A 25,801-nucleotide genomic window follows, 5' to 3' on the forward strand; every position below is an offset into this window, starting at 1 on the left:
CTTATCCCCTCAGCTCGGCAATGCGGGCCAGCACCTTCTCGCGCTTGGCCGAATAATCGGCCATCTTCGCCCGTTCCTCTTCGATGACTTTGGCCGGCGCTTTGGAGACGAAGCCGGGGTTGCCGAGTTTTTTCTCGACGCGCTCCACTTCGCTGGTCAGCGTCTGCACTTCTTTTTCAAGCCGCTTGATTTCCTGCTCGATATCGATCAGTCCCGACAGCGGAAGCAGCAGCTCGGCCCCTGTAACTACGGCGGACATCACCTTCTCCGGAGCTTCCGGATTCAGGCCCGCCACATAGGACGATGTATTCGCGAACCGGCTGATGTAAGCACCGTTGCGCTCGATGATCGCCAGCGTCTCCGGACTGCCGGCTTTGACGATCAGCTCGACCTTCTTGCTCATCGGCACATTGACCTCGGCACGAATGTTGCGAACCGCGCGGATGATATCCATCAGCAGGTTCATTTCCGCCACAGCATCACCATTTTCAAGGCCCGGATCGTACTCCGGCCAAGCAGCCAGTGTAATGGTTTTGCCTTCATGCGGCAGATGCTGCCAGATCTCCTCCGAAATGTACGGCATGAACGGATGAATCAGGCGCAGCGTGCGATCCAGCACATAGGCCAGAACGGATTGGGTGCTTCGCTTGGCCTCGGCGTTCTCGCCGTAGAGCGACAGCTTCGCGAATTCGATATACCAGTCGCAGAGATCGTCCCAGATGAAATTGTAGAGCAGCCGGCCTGTCTCGCCGAAATCGTACGCATTAATGAGACGCGAAACATCTCGGGAAGTTTCGTTCAGGCGGTGCAGAATCCACCGGTCGGCGGTTCCGAGCTGTCCTGTGATGTCGATATCTTCGTAGGCTACGCCCTCCAGATTCATCAGTGCGAAGCGGGAAGCGTTCCAGATCTTGTTGGCAAAATTGCGCGCCTGCTCGACCTTCTCCCAGCGGAAGCGCAAGTCCTGCCCCGGCGTGCTGCCAGTCGAAATCATGTAGCGCATGGCGTCTGCGCCGTACTTCTCGATGACTTCGAGCGGATCAACGCCGTTGCCGAGCGATTTGGACATTTTGCGGCCTTCCGCGTCGCGGACGAGACCGTGAATGAGCACGTCGGCGAACGGCTTCTCGCCGGTGAATTCCAGCGCAGTGAAGATCATCCGCGCTACCCAGAAGTAGATGATGTCGTAGCCGGTCACCAGTACATCGGTCGGGTAGTAACGCTTCAAGTCGTCGCTGTCCTCCGGCCAGCCCAGAGTCGAGAACGGCCACAGACCGGAGCTGAACCAGGTGTCGAGTACATCGTCGTCCTGCTTGAGGTCCGTCAGGCCGCTGATCCGCTTCGCTTCTTCCTCGTCGCGGGCAACAACCATTTCCCCGGTTGATTCGGAATACCAGGCCGGAATGCGGTGGCCCCACCACAGCTGGCGGGAAATACACCAGTCGCGAACATTCTCGATCCAGTGGAGATAGATCTTCTCGAAACGGTCCGGAACGAAGTTAACGCCTGTGCCGTCCTTCTGCGCCTTGATCGCAGCTTCGGCCAGCGGCTGCATCGCTACGAACCACTGGGTCGACAGATACGGCTCAATTACAGCGCCGGAGCGCTCACTGTGTCCAACCTGATGCACATGATCCTCGATCGAGATCAGCACACCCTGCTCTTTGAGGTCCGCGACGATCTTCTTGCGGCAATCACTGCGGTCCAGTCCCTGATAAGGACCGGCTTCGGCGTTCATCGTGCCGGTTTCGTCCATAACGACGATCTGCGGCAGATTGTGGCGCTGGCCAACCTCGAAGTCATTCGGATCGTGAGCCGGGGTAATTTTTACCGCGCCGCTTCCGAACTCTTTTTCCACATATTCGTCTGCAATAACCGGGATCTCGCGGCCAACGATTGGCAGAACAAGCGTCTTGCCGATCATGTCCTTGTACCTCTCATCCTCCGGATGAACCGCCACAGCTGTATCGCCGAGCATCGTCTCCGGACGCGTTGTCGCCACGGTGATGTACCCGCTGCCGTCTTTCAGCGGATAACGCAGATGGTACAGATGCCCGTTAACCTCTTTGTACTCAACCTCGATGTCGGAGAGCGCCGTGCGGGCCGCCGGGTCCCAGTTGATGATGCGTTTGCCGCGGTAGATAAGGCCTTTCTCATACAGCTTAACAAACACCTCCCGAACCGCCTTCGACAAGCCCTCGTCCAGTGTGAACCGTTCGCGGCTGTAGTCGAGCGACAGACCCATTTTGGCCCACTGCTCATGGATGGTGTCGGCGTATTGATCCTTCCATGCCCAAACCTGGTCGAGGAATTTCTCGCGTCCAAGGTCATAGCGTGAAATGCCCTGCTGGCGGAGCTTCTGCTCCACCTTCGTCTGGGTCGCGATGCCCGCATGGTCCGTTCCCGGCAGCCAGAGCGTGTCGTAGCCCTGCATCCGCTTCGTGCGGATCAGAATATCCTGCAGCGTGAAATCGAGCGCATGCCCGATATGCAGCATCCCCGTTACGTTAGGTGGCGGAATCACAATGGTATACGGCTTCGCATCCGGACGCTGTCCGGCGCGGAAGAAGCCCTCTTCCATCCAATACGGGTACCATTTCTGTTCGGCGGCTTTCGGATCGTAGGTTGTCGGCATACCGCCGCCCGCAGTGCCGCCTGTCGTCTCGCCCGACTGCTTAATCTCCGGCTGCGCCGAAGTCAAAGATTGTTCTGTCATGATTGATTCCCTCCGTAAGTTTGAAACTTGATTCCTGCAAGGCTGGCAGCCCCTGGAAAAACAAAAAGACCCTTCGTCCTCAAAGGACGAAAGGCCATTCTTTCGCGGTACCACCTTTGTTTCGCATGCAATACAAATCAAGGAATGCAAGCAGTCCTCTTGAACATGCGACACTTCATGCAGAAGTAACGGTCTGCGGCCGGCGGGTTCTAACCGGCTTCCTCACGGAATTCTCCGGCTCAAACGCGCGACTCCAGGGCGACTTCGGCTGTCATTATCCTGCGGAGGCTCACAGCTGCTGCTCCCCGCTCTCTGAAAGGGCTGACCGCCTACTCTTCCCGTTCCCAGTCTTTGCGTACTTTCGGTTTATTACCTTACATCATACCGTTTGCTTACGTCCGAGTCAACCAAGAAGAGCCTATTTTCCCGTTGGCTCTGTCATTTCCTTCAGTTCCCCAAACAAGCGGAGTGTGGCTTCCTTGTCCCGGTAATTGAATACGACCGTCTGATCCGGCAGATGGATGACGATATAGGGCGGAGAATTCGTATACACATACAATCGTGCCGCGCCCCACTCCTTCAGCTTGAAATGACCGCGGGCGTACGTATCGGTGGCTACCCCATTGACCCGGCTGCCCGAAGGGAGGGTGTCCGTTAGAGCAAGATCCTGAACCTGGTCCAGCGAAAAAGAGTAGCCGTAACTCGGACTCTCTACTCTCACCTCTCCATTGGCATTTATACTCATGGCAGGTTTCATCCAGTCTTCCCGGACGGCGAAAATCGATATCCCCGCTATCAGCAAGACCACGAACGCAGCGGTGATTCCCATGAACAGCCTCCCTCCCCGGGACGCCATGTTGAGCGTCAGACCGAACCCGCCCCGCTTCGGAACCATCATGCTGCGGTCGTTCGGATTGTAATACCATAGCCCATTAATCCAGTACTCGTCATCATCGGTCATGAACGGCTGCTCCGCCGACTTCTCCAGCTCGAGCTGCCGCTTCTTCGCCTGACGATCCGTATACGCGGCGGCAGCGAAGGGTACGGCAATCTGGATACCCAATACGATATACCAGACGGTGTCCAGATATGCAGCTTCCTGCAGTCCGGTCCATACAGCAAAGGCAGCGAAGATGGCGTCCAGCAGTGCAAGCCCGAGAAAGAGGAAGGACCAGGTCCGGCGCTGGGCCCGGTTCAGTGCAGCGTTGATGACGCTGTCCGCACTGTAAGCCCGGGTGCGCACCCGGCGAATCGCCAGGGACACCAGAAACAACAGCAGCGTCATACCCGCGGCCTGGATGGCCAGATATGCCCCCATATCCTGCGAATCGCGCACAGCGTAACAGATGGCCGCCAGGGATACCAGCAGGGGAACGGCGAACCAGCCCGGCGATACGGTCATCCGGTGCTTCAGCAGAATCAGCGTAGTATCGACCCGTACGACGCGCCGCTCGCCAAGGCTCCAGCCTTTGGCCTGCTTGATCTGCGAAGCCGAGCGGTGACTGGCGGCGAATAGTTTGTAGCCGGCGGTAAGGAAGACAACAAGCCAAACCCACCAATACACGAAGACCAGTGAGAACAGGTCCCTGAGCGCAAACATCGGCAGCAGAAGCAGCACGCCTGCCGCAATCAGCGCCAGGCTGCGGCGGCGAAGACGGGTTCTCAGCATCTGTACTTCCTCCGAATCCGCTGCATCCTTCGGAAAGCCGATGCCTAGGACGATTACGCCGCCAGATACTTGCGTTCTGACGCCATAGATTAGCTGAGTGACCACAAGGATAAACAGGGCAATCAATATGAACAGAACGACCAGGCTCACTTTGACAATCCCCTTTCTATTCCGTCAGCGTCTGAGGGCCAGCAGCAAGAGCCGCGAATATTCCGCTGCACAGGCTTTGGAACTCCTGACGGCCGATCCCCTTCAGCGCAGCTTCACTGATAACCAGGGTCAGCTCGCGTTCCAGCTTCTCCTTGTACACCGCGTCGCCTCCATCCGGCCTTGTGACAGCCGCGCCATGCCTGCGGTCGATGGACAGAAAGCCTTCATTCTTCAGGATGGCATAGGCCTTATTGACGGTCATCACATTCACGCCGAGCTCCTGTGCCAGCTGCCTGATGGTCGGAAGTCTCTCTCCATCCTGCAGCTCTCCTTTACCAATCGCAACGACTATGGCATTTCTCAGCTGGACATAGATCGGGGTATCGCTCTTGAAATCCAGGGTAAGGATCATGGGGTTCCCTCCGGAGGTTCAGTATTATTTGTATTACAATATATAATACAAATAATTCTTAATTCCCGCAACTCGTCGCAAGCCTTTTTTTTGGCTTCAGACAGCAAAATCCCGGCCTTGTTGGACCGGGACATGAATAGGAGCTCCACTGCGCTCATGGTTATGGAATATACAGGACCTGGCCCTCTTCCACTGTCTGGCCGGGCAGCCGGTTGTACAGCACAAGTTCTCTGGCGCTCAGCTGATACTTCTCGGCGATGGAATCGAGCGTCTCCTCCCGCTGGACGATGCATAGCCGCACCTTCCGGAAGGCCTCCGACTCCTGGCCCCGCACAAAGCGGCTCTTCCATTCGCGTTCATCCGATTTCTCATCATCGGCAGCCGGAACGCGGGCCGCCGTCTTCTCTTCCGGCGTCTCCTCCGCCTCACCCTGATTGCGTCCGGATGAGAGCAGAGAGGAGAAGGTCAACGGCTCGCTTTCCTTGTCCAAGCCCTCTTTTTTGCTGCCCAGAGCAATCTTCAGGTTCGGTTTCTCCTCCGACAGCACAGGCTGCTCCGGCGGGATTATGGCTGTATGTACAGCCGATTCTTCTTCCGGATCGACTGTCGGGACAGAAGTCTCATCCTCAATAAAGGCCAAGGTTTCCTTGTTATCCGCTTCTTCAGCAGACTCGTCAGCCGCGCTCTCCGTCTTATCCGCATCCTTTAAGCGTTCCCATTCGCTGTCTGCAGCCGTTTGGCCCAGGCGTTTCACACTCTCCGCAGCTGGATATCCGGGTGTTCCGGATAGCTTCGCCACTTCCTGCGCAACTTCATTTACAGAGAAGCTCTCTGCTTCGCCTGTCCCCTCGTTCCAATCACCGCTCAACGTCAAAACTGTTTCACCCTGATCATTATCCGGAATCGCGCTTATTCCAGGGAACGAATGATCCTCCTGATCTTCCTCTTCTGTTGCGCCTTCGCCGAAGGTCCACACGGAATTCTCGTACAGCTTGCCGCTATCGTCTCCCGGATTGTCCTGGACCCTCTCTTCCTCTTCGCGGGCCTCGTCTTCTTCAGGAGAATAGACAACGGTGTATTCCTCTCGCTGCCAGGCGGGAACGTTCCCACCTCCGTCGATTCCGCGCAGCGACAATACGCCTGTAACATTAAGGCTCCGCATCGTCAGCAGATCGATATCAAAATTCTCAATCTCAACCCCGATTTCATCGAGCGAACTGACACGGGTCAGCGGCACCGTAATTTCAACGGGAATGGAATGCTCCAATTGCTGGGTAATGTCGTCTTCGCTCCGGTAAAGGCCTGTCAGCACCAGTTGTCCGTGCAGCTCCGCGCGGTCCTCGCGCTGGGTGACCTGAATATCGGGCAGCAGCTCAATTTCTTCCAGTTCGGCAATTCCCGGAAGGTCTTGAGGCAGATGAATTCGTTCATAAATGTCAAACCGCAGGCCGTGGGACTGGTCAAACACGGGAAACGTCCTCCTCCTTGGCATAATCTGACTCCGGGACAGGCCCGGAGCGCAAGCCCAAAATGTTACTCTCCCTATGTATATGCTCAGGGAATGGACGCATGACAGACGTTCGCGAAAAGCTCTTTCGGATCTTCTCCCGATCATCCGGTCATCCCGATTTTCACAGTGACTATCAATGGCAGCTCCATTTGGGGTACAATAGAATTAAAATAGCCCAGAAAAATTGGAGTTGTGATCAAAATGGCCAATAAGGAAGATGAAATCATTCTGACGCCGGAGGGCTACGCCCAGCTGGAAGAGGAACTGAAGGATCTCAAAACCGTTAAACGCAAAGAGCTGGCCGAACGTCTCAAGGTAGCAATCAGCTATGGAGACCTGAAGGAGAACAGCGAATATCACTCGGCCAAAGATGATCAGGCATTCATGGAGACCCGGATCAAGCAGCTTGAGAACATGCTGAAGTACGCCCGCGTCGTCAATGCGGACAGTCTGGATGCAACTACGGTGAACGTCGGCTCCATCGTCGTGCTGAACGATATCGAGTTCTCCGAACGGGTGGAGTACCGCATTGTCAGTCCAGCCGAGGCCGATGTCGCTGGCAACAAAATCTCGTACGAAAGCCCGCTAGGCAAAGAACTGCTTGGCAAATCGGCGGGAAGCACCATCAAGGTAGACGCCCCGGCCGGCCTGATCGAGTACGAGCTGCTGGAGATTCGTCTGGCTTAACAAGCGCCGCTCAGCGAGGCAACGGAAGAACGGCTTAAGCGCATAGCTTAACATTTCATATCAGATGAGGAAACATTCCTTATGGCGTCCTTAAGGCGCCGAGCGTTTACCAAGAAATAGAACATTAATGATAAGCGTGCAGCTTATAAATTCTTGTATTTAAAAAAGGATCAAAAGCCCCGGCGAGCAAGTCCGGTACGCTTTTGATCCTTTTCGTTATTAAGCTGAAGTATGCACTTACCGACTGGCCTCCAGCCTAGCACGCAGCTGCAGCATATCCTCCGGCCAGGGGTCGGCCGCTTCTATGGCCTCGCCGGTCCAGGGATGGGAGAACGCCAGGGATTCTCCGTGCAGCGCCTGCCGGTTCAGCCTGTGTCCGCCCGAAAGCTCCGGCCCCTGCGGACCTCCATACAATTCGTCGCCGTACAGGGGATGCCCCATGTGGCTGAGATGCACCCGAATTTGATGCGTGCGTCCCGTCTCAAGCTCCAGCCGAAGAAGCGTCGCTTCCCGCCAGGCCTCCTGCCAGACGATACGGGTCACCGCAGACTGTCCGCCGGGCGAAATCCGGCGGCGCGAAGCGTGATGGCGGTCGCGTCCGATCGGCAGGTCGATTACCCGAAGAGTCTTGGGCACTACCCCTTTCACAATGGCGGCGTATCTTCGGGAAATGTCTTTCCTGCGCATGGCCTCATCCAGCACGAGCTGGGCCAGTTCATTCTTCGCATACAGCACCGGTCCGGTCGTCTCCTTGTCGAGCCGGTGAATATGCCGGACGGCGCAGCTCTGTCCGGTGTAGGAGTAATGCGCAGCCACCGCATGATCCAGCGTCACTGCGCTGCCGCCGCTGCCGTCCGGATGCACAGCCATGCCGCTGGGCTTATGGACAACAAGACAGAAGTCGTCCTCGAACAAGACCTCAAGCTCATGCCAGAGCGGCTCGATTCCAGGCTCCCTGGACGGAAAGAGTGCCAGGCGCATCCGGTCGCCCTTGAGCTGGATTCCGTTCTCCCGTAAGAGCCGTGCAAGCAGCTTGTCTGGCATCCCGACCGTTTCGCCTAGCCACCGACAAGCAGCAGCCATCCGGTCCTCCGCCGTAAGAATGCTCCTGCCGGGCATTGTCTCCAGCCACTCGCCCCGGCGGACCCAACCCGGCCGCTTCGCCTGATTCTCCGGCTTCACAGCGACTTCAAGACGGCGCGATGGGCTTCCAGGGTATCGTCGATATCCTGTTCGCTGTGCGCCGCCGAAAGGAACATGCCCTCAAACTGCGAAGGCGGGAGGCTGATGCCACGCTCCAGCATTTTGCCGAAGTAGGTGCGGAACCGGGCAACATCGCTGCTCTTCGCCGTATCGTAATTCGTGACCGGCCCCTCCGAGAAGAACGGGCACACCATCGAACCGACGCGGTTCACGGTCAGCGGAATACCGGCTTCTTGGGCATTGGCATTCAATCCGGCTTCAAGGCGGGCGCCGAGAGCTTCCAGCCGGTCATAGACCGCCGGCGTCAGCAGCTTCAAGGTCGTGAGACCGGCAGCCATTGCGAGCGGGTTGCCGCTCAGCGTACCGGCCTGGTAGATCGGACCGGAAGGTGCGATTCTCTCCACGATCTCCCGGCGGCCGCCGTAAGCGCCGACCGGAAGACCGCCGCCGATCACCTTGCCGAAGCAGGTCAAATCCGGCGTGATGCCGAACAACCCTTGAGCGCAGCCGCGGTTCACGCGGAATCCCGTCATGACCTCGTCGAAGATCAGCAGCGCCCCGTAATTCAGCGTCAGATTCCGCAGCCCTTCCAGGAATCCGGGAAGAGGCGGAACGACGCCCATGTTGCCGGCGATCGGTTCAACGATAACGGCTGCAATATCTTCTCCGAACCGTTCAAAGGCCAGCTTGACCGATTCCAGGTCGTTATACGGAACGGCGATCGTATTGGACGCAATGCCCTCTGGCACGCCAGGACTGTCCGGCAGGCCGAGTGTGGCGACACCGGAGCCGGCCTTGATAAGCAAGCTGTCGCCGTGTCCGTGATAGGAGCCCTCGAACTTCAGGATTTTGCTTCTGCTCGTGTATCCCCGGGCCAGACGTATGGCGCTCATCGTCGCTTCCGTGCCGGAGTTGACCATCCGGACGATATCGACGGAATGGACCCGTTCGACCACCGTTTTGGCCATTTCCGTCTCCAGCAGCGTCGGCGCGCCGAAGCTTGTGCCCTTGGCTGCCGTCTCCTGCAGCGCCTGCACGACCTCCGGATGGGCATGGCCCATAATCAGCGGTCCCCAGGACAGGACGTAATCGATAAAGCTGTTGCCGTCGATATCATAGATCCGGGAGCCTTCACCCCGCTCCACATATACCGGAGTGAGTCCAACCGATTTGAACGCCCGGACCGGGCTGTTCACTCCACCGGGGATATAGCGTTTCGCCTCTTCGAACGCTGCCCGGGAAGCTTCTTCTCTGCGTGAAGTTGTTTCCATATCCATCCCTTCCCTCCTCCTTGTCTTAACCGGACCGTTATGTCCGCAATATTCCGTATCCTCTTCAGCGCCGGGCTTCTATTCACGCAGCCAGCGGACCGCATCCTTGGCGTGATAGGTGATGATCGTATCGGCGCCGGCCCGTTTCAGCCCCGTCAGGAGCTCGAGAACGATGGCTTTCTCATTGATCCAGCCCTGCTGTGCGGCTGCCTTCACCATGGAGTATTCGCCGCTGACATTATAAGCGACAAGCGGAAGGTCGAACTGGTCGCGAATGACCCGGATGACGTCCATGTAAGCCAGAGCCGGCTTCACCATCAGCATGTCGGCGCCCTCCAGCACATCGCTCTCCGCCTCGCGGATCGCTTCACGGACGTTGGCGGGGTCCATCTGATACGTCTTCCGGTCTCCGAACTGAGGCGCGGAATCCGCTGCTTCCCGGAAAGGTCCGTAGAAGGCGGAAGCGTATTTGACCGAATAGGACATAATCGGCACATGCTCAAAGCCCGCTTCGTCCAGCCCGGCGCGAATGGCCTGGACGAAGCCGTCCATCATATTCGACGGTGCGATAATGTCCGCTCCGGCCTTGGCCTGCGAGACCGCGGTCTGCGTCAGCAGCTCCAGACTGGCGTCGTTGATCACATCGCCATGCAAGACCCCGTCCACCGTATGGGTGTGCACCATACCGCAGTGGCCGTGGTCCGTGAATTCGCACAGGCAGGTGTCGGCGACAACGAGCAGTTCGGGATGCCACTGCTTGATAAGGCGGGTCGCCTCCTGTACAATTCCGTTCTCGTCAAAGCCGGAGGAGCCAATGGCATCCTTCGTCTCGGGGATGCCGAACAGCAGCACGGCGGGAATGCCGAGCGAGACGATCTCGTCCACTTCCTCCTTCAGCGTATCAAGCGAGAAATGGTAAACGCCAGGCATCGAAGCGATTTCCCGCTTCACGCCGGCTCCAAAGGTTACAAAGATCGGCTGGATCAAGTCCAGCGGGTTCAGTACCGTCTCACGCACCATGCCGCGAATCGCGGCGGAAGAGCGCAGACGGCGGTGACGCACGATTGGAAAGCTCATGAAAGGTTCCTCCTATAGTCGCTTCAGCTTCAGCTTCGTTCATTCGTTCCCATGTTCCCATAAACAGCAAGAAACCCCGGCCATCTGCCCTGCCAAGGCAGCGTAAGACGCTTCCTTCTGGCGGCAGACGGCTCAGGGTTAGGCGCGTACAGCTTTGGCGCCAGGACACCATTAGGCGCCCATATGACTATGAATCACGCGTCCGGACGACATTAGGCATGCATGACTTACGCGCCCGGACACCCAAGTAATCATGCAGGTTGTCCATTCACCGTTAACATGCATATTATTGGCAAGGTCATTGTTAAGTATATCACAGTGATTCCGGTGAATTTCAGACTATTTTATGAACGGGTCTTCAGCTATTCAGCCATTTCATAGAGGCTTCGGGATAGCGGAAACCCGCTGCCGCTCCCTTCGGCGCAGCTTCATCGATCAGTCTCAGCTCTTCGGAGGTCAGGCTGATTCCGGCCGCTTCAATGTTCTCCTCCAGATACGATCTGCGCTTGGTGCCGGGGATGGGCACAATATCGTCGCCGGCGCTGAGCAGCCAGGCAAGCGCCAGCTGTGAGGAACTGCAGCCTTTGTCCCGCGCGATTTCGCGAATCCGGTCCACAAGGTCCAGATTCTTCTTGAAATTCTCGCCCTGGAATCTCGGTGAGAACCGGCGGTAATCGCTCTCCTCCAAATCGTCGAACGATTGGATCTGGCCGCTCAGGAAGCCCCGGCCGAGCGGGCTGTACGCCACGAACCCGATGCCCGATTCGCGGCAGAACGGCAAAATTCCATCCTCCACATCCCGGCTCCACAGCGAGTATTCCGTCTGGAGCGCGGTGATCGGATGAACGGACTGCGCCCGGGCGATGGTCTTCACGGAAGCCTCGGACAGACCGAGATACCGGACCTTGCCGGCCTGTACCAGATCGGCCATAGCTCCAACCGTCTCCTCGATCGGCGTACCCGGATCGACCCGGTGCTGGTAATAGAGGTCAATATAATCGACCCCCAGCCGTTTCAGGCTGGCGTCGCAGGCCTGCTTCACATACTCGGGGCGGCCGTTGACGCCAAGCATCGCGCCGTCGGCGGAACGGACATTGCCGAACTTGGTCGCCAGAACGACGCTGTCCCGCCGTCCCTTGATCGCCCGTCCGACCAACTCCTCGTTACGGCCCACACCGTACATATCCGCCGTATCGAGAAGAGCCACACCTAAATCAAGCGCGTGGTGAATGGTCCTGATGGATTCCTCGTCATCCCGCCCGCCGTAGAACTCGGACATTCCCATACATCCCAGACCCAGCGCCGATACTTCAAGCCCCGTTTTGCCCAATACGCGTTTCTCCAAATTCATTCCCTCTTTTCCCGATTAGGATGTGAAATAAGTGGCAACGTTATGTCCTTCATTTTACTCCGATCCGAAGGTAAACGCATCTTCGTGCCCGCCAGCCATACCGCTGATCCGACATCCGCTTCCCTGCTTCCGCCAGCCATGCCGCCGATCCAATACCGACTTCCCTGCTTCCGCCGCCGTGCCGCCGATCCAACATACCGACTTCCGCTTCTAGAAGGAGAACGACAGCTGCTCCAGCGGCGGCTCATCTGCCGGTTCTGCCACACCTCTGTCCGTATGTGCTTCCTGACGCATGGCTTGCTCCCGTTCCATAGAGCTTTCCGCAGGCAGACTCCGGCAGGCCGGGCGTTCGCGGTTCTTCCGAAGCTCCGGGCCATACCTGCGATGCAGACTGTCCAGCAGCCGCGACATTCTCCCGCGGTATTCGTCATCCGCATAACCGCCTCCTGCGTACAGCCGGAGGTACGGCATAAGCAGATCGGGATATTCCTCCTTTAGCGTGCGGAAATACCAGTTTTTGACCTCCGGCGACAGACGCAGCAGCGACGTCATGACGGAACCGGCCCCTGCCTCTACTGCGGTATGGAAGAGCTCCTCCAATTCATCCTCGCTATCCGTGAGCAGAGGAAGAATTGGCGCAATGAACACATTCGTCGCAATGCCATCCTCCGCAAGACGATGCAGCAGCTTCACCCTCTTGGACGGAAGAGGGGCAGCAGGCTCCAATCGCCGCGCAATTCCATCATTCAAGGTGTTCAGACTGATATTAACCGACAGCGACGGCATTCGCTTCAGCAGCTCCAGATCCCTTAGAATCAGCGGGGAGCGTGTCGTCACCGAAGTCCGGATTTCGTACCTTGCCAGCACCTTCAGGCATTGCCGGGTGAGCAGAGCCTTGCTCTCCACCGGCTGGTAAGGGTCCGTCACCGTTCCGATCATAACCTCGCCAACCTCCTCCCGCATGGCCGCAAGATCATGCTTGAACCGCTTGGCAAGACGCGCCAGTTGTTCCTCAAGCGCCTCCGCCGCATTCGTCTTGAGCAGGATGTGATTCTGGAAATCGTCGTCACCCTTTCGGTCAAGGAAGCCCTGAAAACCCCGGGCAAAACAGTAGCTGCAGGCATGCGCACATCCCCGGTACGAATTGATTGACCAGCCGAAAGGCATCCGTTCCTCTTTCACACGCGTCATACCCGTCTTAGTCGTCACTTGCTCGTAGGTTTTCGGCATCTTCCGCCCCTCCAAATCAGAACATTTGTTCTTATTATATCATGCGACTCCGCAAAAATACACTGGCCAGGGGAACATAGATCCAACCTGTTTCTTCCGATGCAATTAATGCGACCATTTTCAGGCATCGCAAAAAACCGGCGCCATCCGGCCCCGGTTCCGCAGCATATCCGTTCCATATTCGTTTATCTGCTCTAACCATTCTGTTCAATCATTTTGCTCATTCTGTTCACCAAGGCCCTTGAGAGGTTACAGCTTCCGCAAGTCTTCATTCCACCGGCACAGCGCGTCCACAAGCGAATCGATCGTCGCTTCTTCAGCCAACAGTCCCGGCTTAAGTCCAGCCTCTGCGGCGGTCTTCTCCGTCTGCGGACCGATGCAGGCGATCTTGACCGGCTCAAGCAGCGGCAGCGGGTCTGGGGTCCCCATCCGCTTCAGTATATCCAGGAAGTTCCGCACGGTCGAAGAGCTAGTGAAGGTAACGGCATGAATCCGCCCTTCCTCCAGCAGCTTCAGCAGCTCGTCATCGTCCTCGCCAGTCACAACGGTCTCGTAAGTGTCGATCACCGTCACCTCGAGCCCGATTTCAGTCAGCTTCACGGGCAGCCAGTCCCGCGCGAGATCACCGCGCGGAAGCAGAACCTTCTGGCCCGGCTTCAGCTCGCCTTGGAAGGCCTCGATCAGGCCTTCCGCCCGGAAGCGCGCCGGCAGCTCTTCGGCGATCAGGCCGCGCTGCGCCAGCGCCTCCGCCGTTGCCGGGCCTACGGCCGCAAGGCGGGCGCCGTGAAGGCCGCGGATGTCTACTCTCCGCTCCGTCAGATGGCGGAAGAAGAAATCGACGCCGTTGGGACTGGTGAAGAACACCCAGTCATATTCCGGCAGACGGGACAGCGCCGAAGCAATGGCTTCCCGTTTCCCGGCATCCTGCGGCATTACCGTCTCGATAACGGGGAACTCATAGGGTTCGCCCCCAAGATCCTCGATTCTCTCCACCAGCTCGCTCGCCTGGCTGCGGGCGCGGGTGACGACGATCCGCCGGCCGAACAGCGGAAGCTGCTCGGCCCATTTCAATTCCTCCCGCTGCCGGACGACCTCGCCGACAACGATGACCGCCGGCGGCTGAAGGTCCGCCGCCAGCACCCTCTCCTCGATGTCGGCGAGCGTGCCGGTGAGCGTCTCCTGCTCCGCCCGGGTTCCCCAGCGGATCAGCGCTACCGGCGTTTCCGGCGGACGGCCGTGCCGGATCAGATTATCGCGAATATAGCCGATCTTCGCGACGCCCATCAGGAAGACGAGCGTACCCGTCGCGTTCGTCACCTTATCCCAGTGAATCGAGCGGTCGAGCTTGTCCGGGCTCTCATGCCCGGTAATGATAGAGAGTGAGGAAGCATAGTCACGATGAGTGACAGGGATGCCGGCATATGCCGGTACGCTGATCGCCGAGGTGATGCCCGGCACGATCTCATACGGAATGCCATTGCGCCGAAGAAGCTCGGCCTCCTCGCCCACCCGGCCAAATATCGTCGGGTCGCCGCCCTTCAGCCGGACAACCGTCTTGCCCTGCAAGGCCAGATCGACGAGCAGCTGGTTGATTTCCTCCTGCTTCATCGTGTGCCGGTCGGGCAGCTTGCCGACATATATTTTCTCCCCGCCGGCAGGCATCCATTTCAGGAGCCGCGGACTCGCAAGCCGGTCATAGACCAGCACATCCGCTTTCTTGATGCAATCCATTCCTTTAATCGTAATCAGCCTGGCGTCTCCGGGACCTGCTCCCACCAGATAGACCTTCCCCTTCATCTCCTCATCCCCTTAGCTGTGACAGAATGCTCTCCGCTCCTTTGGCGATCAGCGCCTCCGCCACCTGTTCCCCGAGCGTGACCGGATCGGTCCCGGTGCGAGTCTCTTTCAAAATTCGAGCTCCATCCGGCGTACCCACCATTCCGGTAAGCGTCAGGCTCCGTTCTCCCTCACCAGCGCCGCTGGCAATTCCCTCAGCTGCAAGGGTGGCAAAAGCGCCGATCGGCACCTGGCAGCCACCGTTCAGCACACTAAGGAAACGGCGCTCCGCAGCGACGGTAAGGGCGGTATCTTCATCATTATATAATAACAGGAGCTTCCGCAATTCGGAATCTTCTTCTCTGCATTCGATGCCGAGAGCACCTTGGCCCACGGCAGGCAGACAGTCCTGCGGAGGCAGGTACTCTGTCACGCGGTCCTGCCAGCCCATTCGCGTCAGTCCGGCGGCTGCAAGCAGAATGGCGTCATACTCGCCGCTCTCCAGCTTCTTCAGCCGGGAATCGATGTTGCCCCGGACCGGCTGGATGTCCAGATCGGGGCGCAGCGCCGCCAGCTGGCTGGACCGCCGCAGACTGCTCGTTCCGACCTTGGCTCCCTGGGGCAGCCCGGCCAGTCTCTGGCCGCCGCGTGTAATCAGGCAGTCGCGGGGATCAATCCGCCGAGGCACCGCCCCATTGATTAACCCATCGGGCAGTTCGGACGGCATATCCTTCATGCTGTGCACAGCCATGTCGATCTCCCCATCCAGCATCGCCTGTTCAATCTCCTTGACGAACAGTCCCTTGCCGCCGACTTTGGAGAGCGTAACGTCGAGAATGCGGTCGCCTTTCGTGACGATTTTTTTCACCTCAAATTTAAAAGCAAAGCCGTGCTCGGCGCAGAGCCGCTCCAAATCCGCGATCACCTGTCCCGTCTGTGTCAGCGCAAGCGCGCTCTGTCTGCTGCCTACCATTATCGTTCGCATGCCTTATTCCTCCCGATTTTGGGCGATCCAGGATGCTATCCGCTCCGGACCCCATTCCATAAACGTTCCGGCCCGGATTTCGTCCAGCACCTCAAGCGTGCCCAGCTTCTTAAGCAGGGCTTTTCGAATCTCCGGCGATGTCTCCCGGCGTTTGATTTCCCTGCGCATCTCGTACAAAAAATCCAGATACTGCTCGTACTCCCCGCCGATCGTATCGTCCAGCAGCTTTGTGATCCGGGCCGCAACGCCGGGCCCCGAGCCAGAGGTCGACACCGCCACGGTCAGCCGTCCTCTGCGGAATACGCCGGGCGTAATGAAGCTGCCCGCCTCGCCGTGGCTTCCTACGTTGACGGGTATGCCGAGAGCATCCGCCTCCCGGGCGACGGCTTCGTTGACTTCACGGTCGCCGGTCGCCGCATATACAAGAAAAGCCCCTCGGGTATCCCCAGGAGCATAATGGCGGTTCAACCACAAGAGTGAAGAGCGCCCGGCCAGTTCGCTCAGCACTGGAGTCAGCGCCGGACTGATTACCGCAACATCGGCTCCAGCTTCCAGAAGACCCAGCGTTTTACGCTCCGCCACCTTGCCGCCGCCGATCACCACGCATTTTCGACCCCGAACATCCAGCATGACCGGCAAATATATCGTCTCCAACAGCTACTCCCCTCCCCAGCGGTGAAACCGGGACCATGAATTCAGCAAAAAATTCAGGATGATGAATCCGTAGCCCGATACCGCCCAGCGCGCAATCACAATTCCGGAGTACCGTCCGGAACGCCTGATCACATAATAGGTTATGTAAATCCCAAGCCCGATAAGCGTGGACAGCACCTTCAAATCCAGAAACAGCTTGAGACGGCCTTCCGAAATAATGGAGATGCCTGCGACAATCAGCGATCCGGCCAGAAGAGGCATGCCGGCCAGCACCGAAGTATAGGAATACTGGTCCAGAATTTCCAGGCTCGGCAATCTTCTGACAGGGTCGCTCCACTTCTTGTGCTTTAATCTGGCGTGTAAAAACAAATACATCACAGCAAACACTGCCCCCAGTGTCAACGCGGCAAAGCTCAGATTCGCCAAAATCACATGAAGCGACAGCCAGCCGTGCACCGCTTCCCAGCTCTGCAGCTTATGGTCTTCCGCCGTCAGCCAGAACCGGTTCAGCAGGAAGACGCTAAAGCCAGCCGTCCCAAGAAGCAGTACAGTAAATTCAAAGCGCTTCATCAGGCTTAAGACGAGTGATACGAGCACAATCGTGTAGGAGAAACCGAACAGAAAGTCATAGGGGGTAAAGACCGGCAGCCCTCTCACCTCGTAAAAGCGGATGCCGAGTCCTGCACTCTGCAGAAGGCCTGTCATAACAAGAAGCCCTGTGCCCAGCCGCTTCCGTTCCGGATTCCGCTTAACGCAGTCCGAGAAATAAAACAGCAGGCTCAGGGCGTACAGCAGCAGAGCTGCGTTGTATATTCCGTTAAGATCACTTGTCACATGCCGACATCCTTCCTAGAGGCCGGCCGGGGCAAAGGGAGCCGGCTTCATAGCACCGCCGGCTTCCGGCTGGATCTCCGGGAATTTCCGTTCTTTCGCTTGTCCGGAGCCGCCTTCTCCAGCGGCCTCCAGGCGATCCTCCAGCGCAAAGATCTTGGTGAACAGTCCAAGAGCTTCCGTCCCTTCTTTGCCGCCGGACATTTCCTTAATCACGTTGATCGGATCATGCATCATCTGGTTCACAATGCTCTTGGTCAGGCGGCGGATAATCTTGCGCTGATGCTCGTCCAGCTCAGGGAGCTTGTTGAACAGGCTCTCCAGGGTCTCCTCGTGAATCGAGTTCGATTTCTCCTGCAGCGCCCGGATCACAGGCTGAACGCCCAGTGTCTTGAGCCACTGCTGAAACTGCTGGCCTTCTTCAGCGATCATAGCCTCGATCTTCACAGCCTCACTGCGCCGCATATCCATATTGCTCTCCACGATTCCCTCCAGATCATCGATATCGTACAGAAATACGTTCGGGAGTGCCGAAGCTGAAGGGTCAATGTCACGGGGCACCGCGATATCGATCATGAACAAAGGACGGGACGGACGGCTCTTCATGCTCTCCGCAATGTCTTCCGAGCTCAGCACGTAGCCTTCTGCGCCCGTCGAGCTGATGACAATGTCATAGTCCCGAAGCCGCGCAGCAGCTTCCTCCAGGGACAGCGGACGGCCCGAGAACTTCTCGGCCAGCTCCTTGGCCCGTGCCAGCGTCCGATTGGCGACGACTACCTCCTCCGCACCGTTGCTGTACAGATGCTTGACGGTCAGCTCGCTCATTTTGCCCGCGCCGAGAATAAGCACTTTTTTACCCGTGAAGCTTCCAAAAATCCGCTTGCCGAGCTCGACGGCCGCATAGCTGACGGATACCGCGCTCTCGCCGATCGACGTCTCGCTGTGCGCCCGCTTGCCGACCGTAACCGCCTGCTTGAACAGCCGGTTGAACCAGGCTCCCGTCGCTCCTTCGCCCTGGGCGGTCAGAAACGCGCTGCGAACCTGTCCCAAAATCTGCGTCTCGCCGATTACCATGGAATCAAGCCCGCATGCCACCCGGAACAGATGCTGGATCGCCTGGTCATCCTCATATTGATACATATGCTGGGTAAATTGCTCGCTCTTCACACCGAACCACTGTTCCATATAGTTACGGAGAAAATAGCCGCACATGTTCAACCGGTCCACGACCACATAAATCTCCGTCCGGTTGCAGGTGGCGACGATGACTCCCTCCAGCACGCTCTTCGTTCGCATCAGCTGGTGAAGCGCCGTCGGCAGATCCTGCTCCGCAAAAGCGAACTGTTCCCTCACTTCGACAGGCGCTGTTCGATAATTCAAGCCAACTGCGACGATGTGCATCTGAAAGTTCACCATCCTAATCTTGTCTTAATCTGAGCTGTATTATAACATTCACGCAGCCCAAAATTATATACAATCCTTATTGGACCCGCTAATTACAATCACATTTATCAAAATTTCATTGTTAAGTATATCACAACATAAACCGTCTTCCCGGCCATCTTTTTGAACTATATATGAAATAGAATAATTATAATGTAGTTCAGTACGCATTTTACACTTGAAAAAGCCTAATCCTTGCTGTACAGGTCTCGGGTATATATTTTGCCCGGATCGATCTTCTCCATTTCAGGGGACAGCCGATTAGCCACGATCACATCGCTCTTGCTCACAAATTGTTCAAAGTCATTGACCACTTTCGCCCCCAGAAACTCCGCCTCCTCGATCGCCGGCTCAAAAATAACGACCTGAACCCCGGCGTCCGTAATGCGCTTCAGTACGCCCTGAATGGCGGATTCGCGGAAATTATCGGAGTCCATCTTCATGGTCAGCCGGTAAATCCCCACCGTCCGGGGGCTGCGCTTCAGAATCATATCGGCGATATGATCCTTGCGCGTCTGGTTCGCGTCGACAATGGCGGCCATAATCTTGTTGGGTACATCCTGGTAGTTGGCCAATAGCTGCTTCGAGTCCTTGGGCAGGCAGTAGCCTCCGTAGCCGAAAGAAGGATTGTTATAATGATTGCCGATCCGGGGATCGAGCCCTACACCTTCGATAATTTGCTGCGCATCAAGCCCCCTGATTTCCGCATAGGAATCCAGCTCGTTGAAGAATGCAACCCGCATGGCCAAATACGTATTGGCGAACAGCTTGATCGCCTCGGCTTCCGTCGAATCGGTGTACAGCACATCGATATTCTCCTTCAGCGCCCCTTGGGCCAGCAGTGCCGCAAATGTCTCCGCCCGCTCCGAACGCTCGCCAAGTACGATACGGGACGGATACAGGTTATCGTACAAAGCTTTACCTTCCCTTAAGAACTCGGGAGAGAATAGTATATTTTCGATTTTATATTTTTCTTTGACCGACCTTGTATATCCTACAGGCACAGTCGACTTGATAATCATGACCGCTTCCTGGTTGATGGACAGCACGCTCTCGATTACTTCTTCAACATGTTTCGTATTGAAATAATTCTGTTCAGGATCATAGTTGGTCGGCGTCGATATAATTACATATTCCGCCTGTCCGAACGCTTCCTGTGCATCGGTTGTGGCGGTCAGGTTCAATTTTTTGGTCGCCAGATAGTGTTCAATCTCATGATCGATAATCGGCGATTTTCGGGCATTGACGAGCTTCACTTTCTCTTCCATGATGTCATACGCGGTCACCTCATGATGCTGGGCCAACAGCACGGCATTAGACAGACCGACATATCCGATTCCGGCAACGGCTATTTTTCGCATCTCCATCCCCCGTTTCTTAGTTCATGTAGGAGTTTAAATATTACGCTTAATATAACGCAATCCGGAATTATCTGTCCAGACGAAAGCCGACAAAGAGCTGTCATTTCAGCCAGTCTTTCCCTGTATTTAGGAATCAACGCCTCGCGCGTCTTGCGATCGTCTTCTATGTATTTTATTTTTTTTATAAAAAAAGCAGCCGCCCCTCGGGGTCAGCCGCCTGTACTTGTGCATATTTGGGCTTGTTCATATTTGGACTTGTTCATATTTGGACTTGTGCATTTTTGGATTACTCGCCATTCTCCGACTCTGGTCCGATCTCCGGTTCCTCGACTGCCGTCATACTCTCAACGAGGTTCCACAAATCCTCACGGCCAAGTCCGATCTCGGAGGAATAGGGGATGAAGTTCTCGCCAGGCTGCACGCCGAGCGCCTCCTTCATGATTTTGATATGCTTCGGCCAGCGGGTTTTGGGGATCTTGTCCGCCTTGGTGGCCACGACGCACATCGGGATGCCGTAATGCTTAAGCCAGTCGTACATCATCTTATCGTCGCTTGTAGGCGGATGGCGCAGGTCGACAACGAGCAGCACCAGCTTCAGTGTCTCCCGTTCGGCAAGGTACTTCTCGACCATCTTGCCCCATGCCGCCCGCTGCACTTTGGACACCTTCGCATAGCCGTAGCCCGGAAAATCCACGAAATACAGGCGCTCATTAATGCGGTAATAGTTCATATGCTGCGTTTTGCCCGGCGTGGAGCTGGTGCGGGCCAGATTCTTCCGGTTGATCATCCGGTTGATCAGGGAGGACTTCCCCACATTGGAGCGCCCGGCAAGGGCGATTTCCGGCAGAGCATCCTCCGGATACTGAGCAGGCCCGACGGCACTGATCACAAATTCGGCAGAGGTAACTTTCATAGGACTTCCTTTCTTGTACGAACGAATAATAAATCCTCATCAATGGTTCAGCTTCCAGCAAAACGGGCCCCGCCCGCAGAATGGACGGAGCCTCGTCTCATTAAGTCTAGTGATGCATGGTCTCCACATGCGCTTCGGGCAGCTCTTGCAGAGCTGTGCCGACAAGCGCATGCTGCAGGACTTGATCCATGTGGGAGACTGGAATGAATTCCACATCGTTCCGGACGCTTTGGGGAATCTCTCTCAGATCCCGCTCGTTGTCCTTCGGCAGTAGAATCTTCTTGTATCCGGCGCGATGGGCTGCCAGCGACTTCTCCTTCAGTCCGCCGATCGGCAGCACACGGCCACGGAGCGTAATTTCGCCCGTCATTGCGACATCCTTGGATACCTCGCGCTTCGTGAGCGCGGAGATCAGCGCGGTAGCAATCGTAATTCCGGCCGAAGGTCCGTCCTTCGGAATGGCGCCCTCCGGGATATGAATATGGATGTCGTTCTTCTCATAGAAATCCGGCGAAATGCCTAGTTCCCCGGCCTTGGAGCGGGTGTAGCTGAACGCAGCCTGCGCGGATTCCTTCATGACATCGCCGAGCTGGCCGGTCAGCGTCAGCTTCCCGCTTCCGGGAACGACGGTCACTTCGATCATCAGCGTGTCGCCGCCGACCTCGGTCCAGGCAAGGCCTGTCACGGTGCCGATCTGATCCTCCAGCTCGGCCATGCCGTACCGGAATTTCGACGCTCCCAGATAATCCTTGATGTCGTCCGGGAGAATTTCGACGCTCTCCTTCTCGCTGGACACGATCTGCCGGGCTGCCTTCCGGCACAGCGCCGCCACCTGCTGCTCCAGATTCCGGACGCCCGATTCCCGTGTGTATTCGCGGATCACGCGCAGCAGCGTTTCGTCCCCAATAGCCAGCTGGCCTTCCTCAAGACCGTGATTCTTCTTCTGCTTCGGAAGCAGATAGCGGCTTGCGATCTGCAGCTTCTCCAGCTCCGTATAGCCAGGAATATAGAGCATTTCCATCCGGTCCAGCAGCGGGCGGGGAATATTATGAACCGCATTGGCCGTCGTCACGAACATCACATTCGACAGGTCGAACGGAACCTCGATGAAATGATCGCTGAACGTATTGTTCTGCTCCGGGTCCAGTACCTCCAGCAGTGCAGCTGAAGGATCTCCCCGGAAGTCCGATGCCATCTTGTCGATCTCGTCGAGCAGGAACACCGGGTTAACCGAGCCGGCGGTCTTCATCCCCTGGATGATCCGTCCCGGCATGGCGCCCACGTAGGTGCGGCGATGACCGCGGATTTCCGCTTCGTCACGCACGCCGCCGAGTGAGATGCGGACGAACTTGCGACCCAGGGAACGGGCGATGGAACGCGCCAGCGAGGTTTTGCCAACCCCCGGCGGTCCGACCAGACACAGGATCGGTCCTTTCAGCTTCTTGACCAGCTTCTGGACGGCAAGATACTCCAGCACGCGCTCTTTCGGCTTATCCAGACCATAATGGTCCTCGTTAAGCACTTGCTCCGCCTTGGAGATATCCAGATCATCTTCGGTCCACTCGCTCCAGGGAAGACTGAGCAGCCATTCCACATAATTGCGGATAACGCCGCCTTCCGCCGAGCTGGCCGGCATCTTCTCGAGACGGTCGATTTCCTTCTCGATCTTCTCGCGAACCCGCTCCGGTAGCTCCTTCTCCTCCGCCTGGGCGCGCAGCTCCTCGGCCTCTCCGGCCCGGCCTTCCTTGTCGCCCAGCTCCTTCTGAATCGCCTTCATCTGCTCGCGCAGATAGTATTCCTTCTGCGTCTTCTCCATCTGCTTCTTGACCCGCTGGTTGATCTTTCGCTCAAGCTCCAGAACCTCGCGCTCGTTGCCGAGAATATCCAGCAGTCTCTCCAGACGCTCGCGCACATCAATCGTCTCCAGAATCTCCTGCTTATCCTTGATCTTCAGGGACAGATGGCTTGTGATGACGTCGGCCAGCCGGCCGGGCTCTTCAATATCGGAGACTGCGGCGAGTGTCTCCGGCGTTACTTTTTTGGATAAGGAAATATAATGTTCGAACTGGCTCAGCACCGTGCGCATAAGCGCGTCGCTCTCGTGATCGGCATCCGGCTGCTCTGGCAGCTCTCTTGCCATCACTTCAAAGTACTCCTCATTGTCCGTGTAGTGAATAATCTCGGCCCGTTCCACGCCTTCCACCAATACGCGAATCGTGCCGTTCGGCAGCTTCAGCATCTGGCGGACATTGGCGACTGTTCCGACCCGAAAAATATCATCCTGTCCAGGCTCTTCAATATTGACTTCCGATTGAGAACAGAGGAGGATCATATTATCTTCTACCATCGCCTTTTCCAGCGCTTTTACCGACTTCTCGCGTCCGACATCCAGATGGAGGACCATACTGGGGTAGACAAGAAGACCTCGGAGCGGCAGCAAGGGGAAGCGGCGACCTTTTGTCTGTTTGGATACCATCGCTTGTTGACCTCCAATCGCTCTCTGTAACCTATCTGTTGTTTATATATTTTAGCAAAAGCGGCTTCAAAACACCAACGAACCGCACACTGTGCATCCGCGAACCGCTATTGCCTTCACTGCGCTGCGGATATAACATGAAACGGCCGACCGGAACGCTCGCTCTATGCCTCCGGTCGGACCGTTTTCCGGCGGCTTTCTGTCAGCCGGCGGACATCATATTCTACAGATTGGCGCTCTCGCTTGAAGCATCGGCCTTCAGAAGGGAAGGCGCGGGCGTGAAGGTCTCGCCGGAGACAGCAGGCATCCGCACATCCTCCAGCAGCGCGCCGAATACTTGACGGAAGGCTTCCTCCACCGTCTCGATCGGAATAACACGCATCGGCTCCAGATCGGCGAACAGTGACTGCCAGTTGTCCTTCGGCACAAGCACAGTCGTCGCACCCGCCTGCAGGGCGGCCTCCACCTTGGCGACAACGCCGCCGACCGGCTTCACCCGGCCGTGAATGCCGATTTCTCCGGTCATTGCGATCGTATTATCAACCGGAAGACCGCGGATCGCGGAGGCGATTGCTACCGCCATGGCCACTCCGGCGGAAGGGCCGTCAACTGGCGTGCCTCCGGGAAAATTAACGTGCAAATCATAACGGTCCGGCGAGAGGTTCATCGAGCGCAGAACGGTCAGCACATTCTCCACTGAGCCTTTCGCCATGCTCTTGCGACGGATCGTCCGCGAGCCGCCGCCGATCTCTTCCTCATCGACGACTCCCGTTATGTTCAGCCGTCCGTTTCCGCCGGGTGCCGGAGTTGCCGTCACCTCGATTTCCAGCAGCGTGCCCATGCCCGGCCCGCATACCGCGAGCCCGTTCACCAGCCCCACCTGCGGCTCGGTCGGAATACGGCGCTCGGTCCGCAGCTGCAGCTGGCTGCTGCTTGCGACCCACTCCACATCGGCAGCGGACAGACTCTCGCGCCCTTCGGTCAGCGCGAGACCGGCGGCGAGCTGGATCATGTTGACCGCCTCGCGGCCGTTCGTCGCGTATTGCTGCACGACGGTAATGGCATCAGGGCTGTCCTTCAGCCCGATTTTTTGCACGGCGTCCCGCGCAATTATCGAAATCTCATCCGGCAGCAGCGGCCGGAAGAAGATTTCCATGCAGCGGGAGCGCAGCGCCGGCGGAATTTCATGCGGCGACCGGGTCGTTGCGCCGACCAGGCGGAAATCCGCCGGCAGCCCGTTTTGAAAAATATCGTGAATATAGGCAGGCGTATTCCCGTCCTCCGAATTATAATATGCGCTCTCCAGATGAACTTTCCGGTCTTCCAGCACTTTCAGCAGCTTGTTCATCTGAATCGGATGCAATTCGCCGATTTCATCAAGGAAGAGAATGCCGCCATGCGCCTTGGTCACCGCTCCCGGCTTCGGCTGCGGTACTCCTGCGATTCCCATCGCACCGGCTCCCTGGTAGATCGGATCATGAACCGAACCGATCAGCGGATCGGCGATGCCCCGCTCGTCAAAACGGGCGGTCGTCGCGTCGATTTCCGTAAACTTCGAATCCGCCTTGAACGGCGAGAGGGGATTCCGCTTGGCTTCCTCCATCACAACGCGGGCGGCCGCCGTCTTGCCGACACCCGGCGGACCGTATACGATAACATGCTGGGGGTTGGCGCTGCACAGCGCCGCCTTCAGCGCCTTGAGCCCATCCTTCTGGCCGACGATATCCTTAATGCTGGCAGGACGTGTCTTCTCGGCCAGCGGTTTCGTCAGCGAGACCGCCCGCATTTTCCGCAGCTTCTCAAGCTCCTTGCGCGACTCGCGTTCCACCGCCGTCTTGTTCGTCTTCTGTCCGCGCAGCAAATTCCAAAAGTAAACGCCAATAACCAGTGCGAAGAACAGCTGCACGACCATCAGCAGTACACTAAGTTCCATAGTTATAGCCTCCCATTCTTAGTTCCGCTACTTGGTAGTATAGCCTTTTCCCTAAGGCCTAAACGCCCCAAGGGAGGATTTATGACAGCAGCGGCCCTAAGACGGCAAACGCCGCTTCCCTTGTACGGAAAGCGGCGCCAATCATGGCCCTGA

General features: G+C 57.2%; 19 protein-coding genes and 1 other annotated feature. Of the genes, 1 reads left to right on the forward strand and 18 read right to left on the reverse strand.

The window, feature by feature from the left end; translation table 11 throughout:
• Position 1 precedes the first annotated feature (1 nt).
• From PSTEL_RS19795 to PSTEL_RS19810, 4 genes are all read right to left on the reverse strand, one after another.
• On the reverse strand, positions 2 to 2,635 hold the full coding sequence (locus PSTEL_RS19795) for a valine--tRNA ligase (RefSeq protein ID WP_038701324.1): 2,634 nt from the start codon (positions 2,633 to 2,635) through the stop codon (positions 2 to 4).
• A gap of 160 nt (positions 2,636 to 2,795) precedes the next feature.
• Positions 2,796 to 3,071: a binding site (T-box leader), on the reverse strand.
• A gap of 63 nt (positions 3,072 to 3,134) precedes the next feature.
• Positions 3,135 to 4,535: a DUF5808 domain-containing protein gene (locus PSTEL_RS19800; protein ID WP_038698008.1), complete on the reverse strand. Its 1,401-nt coding sequence runs from the start codon at positions 4,533 to 4,535 to the stop codon at positions 3,135 to 3,137.
• Between the two features lie 16 nt (positions 4,536 to 4,551).
• Positions 4,552 to 4,947, reverse strand: a complete 396-nt coding sequence (locus PSTEL_RS19805) for a GntR family transcriptional regulator (protein ID WP_038698011.1) — start codon at positions 4,945 to 4,947, stop codon at positions 4,552 to 4,554.
• A 160-nt stretch (positions 4,948 to 5,107) separates the two neighbouring features.
• On the reverse strand, positions 5,108 to 6,415 hold the full coding sequence (locus PSTEL_RS19810; protein ID WP_038698013.1) for a LysM peptidoglycan-binding domain-containing protein: 1,308 nt from the start codon (positions 6,413 to 6,415) through the stop codon (positions 5,108 to 5,110).
• Between the two features lie 243 nt (positions 6,416 to 6,658).
• Here PSTEL_RS19810 and greA point away from each other — a divergent pair, with 243 nt between their 5' ends.
• Entirely contained in the window at positions 6,659 to 7,144 is a 486-nt protein-coding gene (gene greA / locus PSTEL_RS19815) for a transcription elongation factor GreA (RefSeq protein ID WP_038698015.1), read from the forward strand.
• Between the two features lie 237 nt (positions 7,145 to 7,381).
• On the opposite strand, the gene PSTEL_RS19820 is transcribed toward greA, so the two are convergent.
• The 14 genes from PSTEL_RS19820 to lonB form a co-directional block, all read right to left on the reverse strand.
• Positions 7,382 to 8,263 (reverse strand): RluA family pseudouridine synthase, encoded by an 882-nt coding sequence (locus PSTEL_RS19820; RefSeq protein ID WP_052099296.1) that lies wholly within the window; start codon positions 8,261 to 8,263, stop codon positions 7,382 to 7,384.
• Between the two features lie 59 nt (positions 8,264 to 8,322).
• Entirely contained in the window at positions 8,323 to 9,618 is a 1,296-nt protein-coding gene (hemL, locus tag PSTEL_RS19825) for a glutamate-1-semialdehyde 2,1-aminomutase (protein WP_084065468.1), read from the reverse strand.
• A 78-nt stretch (positions 9,619 to 9,696) separates the two neighbouring features.
• On the reverse strand, positions 9,697 to 10,695 hold the full coding sequence (hemB, locus tag PSTEL_RS19830; protein WP_038698021.1) for a porphobilinogen synthase: 999 nt from the start codon (positions 10,693 to 10,695) through the stop codon (positions 9,697 to 9,699).
• A 358-nt stretch (positions 10,696 to 11,053) separates the two neighbouring features.
• Complete coding sequence (locus PSTEL_RS19835; protein WP_038698023.1) at positions 11,054 to 12,040, reverse strand: aldo/keto reductase; 987 nt, start codon at positions 12,038 to 12,040, stop codon at positions 11,054 to 11,056.
• A 216-nt stretch (positions 12,041 to 12,256) separates the two neighbouring features.
• Positions 12,257 to 13,276 carry an SPL family radical SAM protein gene (locus tag PSTEL_RS19840; protein ID WP_084065201.1) on the reverse strand — a complete coding sequence of 340 codons (1,020 nt, stop codon included), beginning with the start codon at positions 13,274 to 13,276 and terminating at the stop codon, positions 12,257 to 12,259.
• A 249-nt stretch (positions 13,277 to 13,525) separates the two neighbouring features.
• Positions 13,526 to 15,073: a uroporphyrinogen-III C-methyltransferase gene (gene cobA / locus PSTEL_RS19845; protein WP_038698025.1), complete on the reverse strand. Its 1,548-nt coding sequence runs from the start codon at positions 15,071 to 15,073 to the stop codon at positions 13,526 to 13,528.
• Positions 15,074 to 15,077: 4 nt separating this feature from the next.
• The gene (hemC, locus tag PSTEL_RS19850) at positions 15,078 to 16,037 is read right to left on the reverse strand and encodes a hydroxymethylbilane synthase (RefSeq protein ID WP_038698027.1); all 960 of its coding nucleotides are present in this window, start codon (positions 16,035 to 16,037) and stop codon (positions 15,078 to 15,080) included.
• A gap of 3 nt (positions 16,038 to 16,040) precedes the next feature.
• Complete coding sequence (locus tag PSTEL_RS19855) at positions 16,041 to 16,691, reverse strand: precorrin-2 dehydrogenase/sirohydrochlorin ferrochelatase family protein (RefSeq protein ID WP_425415241.1); 651 nt, start codon at positions 16,689 to 16,691, stop codon at positions 16,041 to 16,043.
• A 3-nt stretch (positions 16,692 to 16,694) separates the two neighbouring features.
• A complete protein-coding gene (gene ccsA / locus PSTEL_RS19860; protein WP_038698028.1) occupies positions 16,695 to 17,525 on the reverse strand; it encodes a cytochrome c biogenesis protein CcsA in 831 nt (276 codons plus the stop codon).
• A 15-nt stretch (positions 17,526 to 17,540) separates the two neighbouring features.
• Entirely contained in the window at positions 17,541 to 18,923 is a 1,383-nt protein-coding gene (gene hemA / locus PSTEL_RS19865) for a glutamyl-tRNA reductase (protein WP_038698031.1), read from the reverse strand.
• A gap of 230 nt (positions 18,924 to 19,153) precedes the next feature.
• Entirely contained in the window at positions 19,154 to 20,326 is a 1,173-nt protein-coding gene (locus PSTEL_RS19870) for a nucleotide sugar dehydrogenase (protein ID WP_038698033.1), read from the reverse strand.
• Between the two features lie 286 nt (positions 20,327 to 20,612).
• Positions 20,613 to 21,239 carry a ribosome biogenesis GTP-binding protein YihA/YsxC gene (gene yihA / locus PSTEL_RS19875; RefSeq protein ID WP_038698035.1) on the reverse strand — a complete coding sequence of 209 codons (627 nt, stop codon included), beginning with the start codon at positions 21,237 to 21,239 and terminating at the stop codon, positions 20,613 to 20,615.
• A gap of 106 nt (positions 21,240 to 21,345) precedes the next feature.
• Entirely contained in the window at positions 21,346 to 23,715 is a 2,370-nt protein-coding gene (gene lon / locus PSTEL_RS19880) for an endopeptidase La (RefSeq protein WP_052098708.1), read from the reverse strand.
• 223 nt (positions 23,716 to 23,938) lie between these two features.
• Entirely contained in the window at positions 23,939 to 25,648 is a 1,710-nt protein-coding gene (lonB, locus tag PSTEL_RS19885; protein ID WP_038698037.1) for an ATP-dependent protease LonB, read from the reverse strand.
• Between the last annotated feature and the right edge of the window lie 153 nt (positions 25,649 to 25,801).

Source organism: Paenibacillus stellifer (assembly GCF_000758685.1).
Taxonomy (GTDB): domain Bacteria; phylum Bacillota; class Bacilli; order Paenibacillales; family Paenibacillaceae; genus Paenibacillus_AQ; species Paenibacillus_AQ stellifer.

Bases quoted from the DNA above. Each gene is read 5' to 3' on its own strand.
- PSTEL_RS19795 (WP_038701324.1), bottom strand. From the start codon at position 2,635: ATGCCGACAACCTACGATCCGAAAGCCGCCGAACAGAAATGGTACCCG.
- PSTEL_RS19805 (WP_038698011.1), bottom strand. From the start codon at position 4,947: ATGATCCTTACCCTGGATTTCAAGAGCGATACCCCGATCTATGTCCAG.
- greA (WP_038698015.1), top strand. From the start codon at position 6,659: ATGGCCAATAAGGAAGATGAAATCATTCTGACGCCGGAGGGCTACGCC.
- PSTEL_RS19820 (WP_052099296.1), bottom strand. From the start codon at position 8,263: ATGCCCGGCAGGAGCATTCTTACGGCGGAGGACCGGATGGCTGCTGCT.
- hemL (WP_084065468.1), bottom strand. From the start codon at position 9,618: ATGGAAACAACTTCACGCAGAGAAGAAGCTTCCCGGGCAGCGTTCGAA.
- hemB (WP_038698021.1), bottom strand. From the start codon at position 10,695: ATGAGCTTTCCAATCGTGCGTCACCGCCGTCTGCGCTCTTCCGCCGCG.
- PSTEL_RS19840 (WP_084065201.1), bottom strand. From the start codon at position 13,276: ATGCCGAAAACCTACGAGCAAGTGACGACTAAGACGGGTATGACGCGT.
- cobA (WP_038698025.1), bottom strand. From the start codon at position 15,073: ATGAAGGGGAAGGTCTATCTGGTGGGAGCAGGTCCCGGAGACGCCAGG.
- hemC (WP_038698027.1), bottom strand. From the start codon at position 16,037: ATGCGAACGATAATGGTAGGCAGCAGACAGAGCGCGCTTGCGCTGACA.
- hemA (WP_038698031.1), bottom strand. From the start codon at position 18,923: ATGCACATCGTCGCAGTTGGCTTGAATTATCGAACAGCGCCTGTCGAA.
- PSTEL_RS19870 (WP_038698033.1), bottom strand. From the start codon at position 20,326: ATGCGAAAAATAGCCGTTGCCGGAATCGGATATGTCGGTCTGTCTAAT.
- yihA (WP_038698035.1), bottom strand. From the start codon at position 21,239: ATGAAAGTTACCTCTGCCGAATTTGTGATCAGTGCCGTCGGGCCTGCT.
- lon (WP_052098708.1), bottom strand. From the start codon at position 23,715: ATGGTATCCAAACAGACAAAAGGTCGCCGCTTCCCCTTGCTGCCGCTC.
- lonB (WP_038698037.1), bottom strand. From the start codon at position 25,648: ATGGAACTTAGTGTACTGCTGATGGTCGTGCAGCTGTTCTTCGCACTG.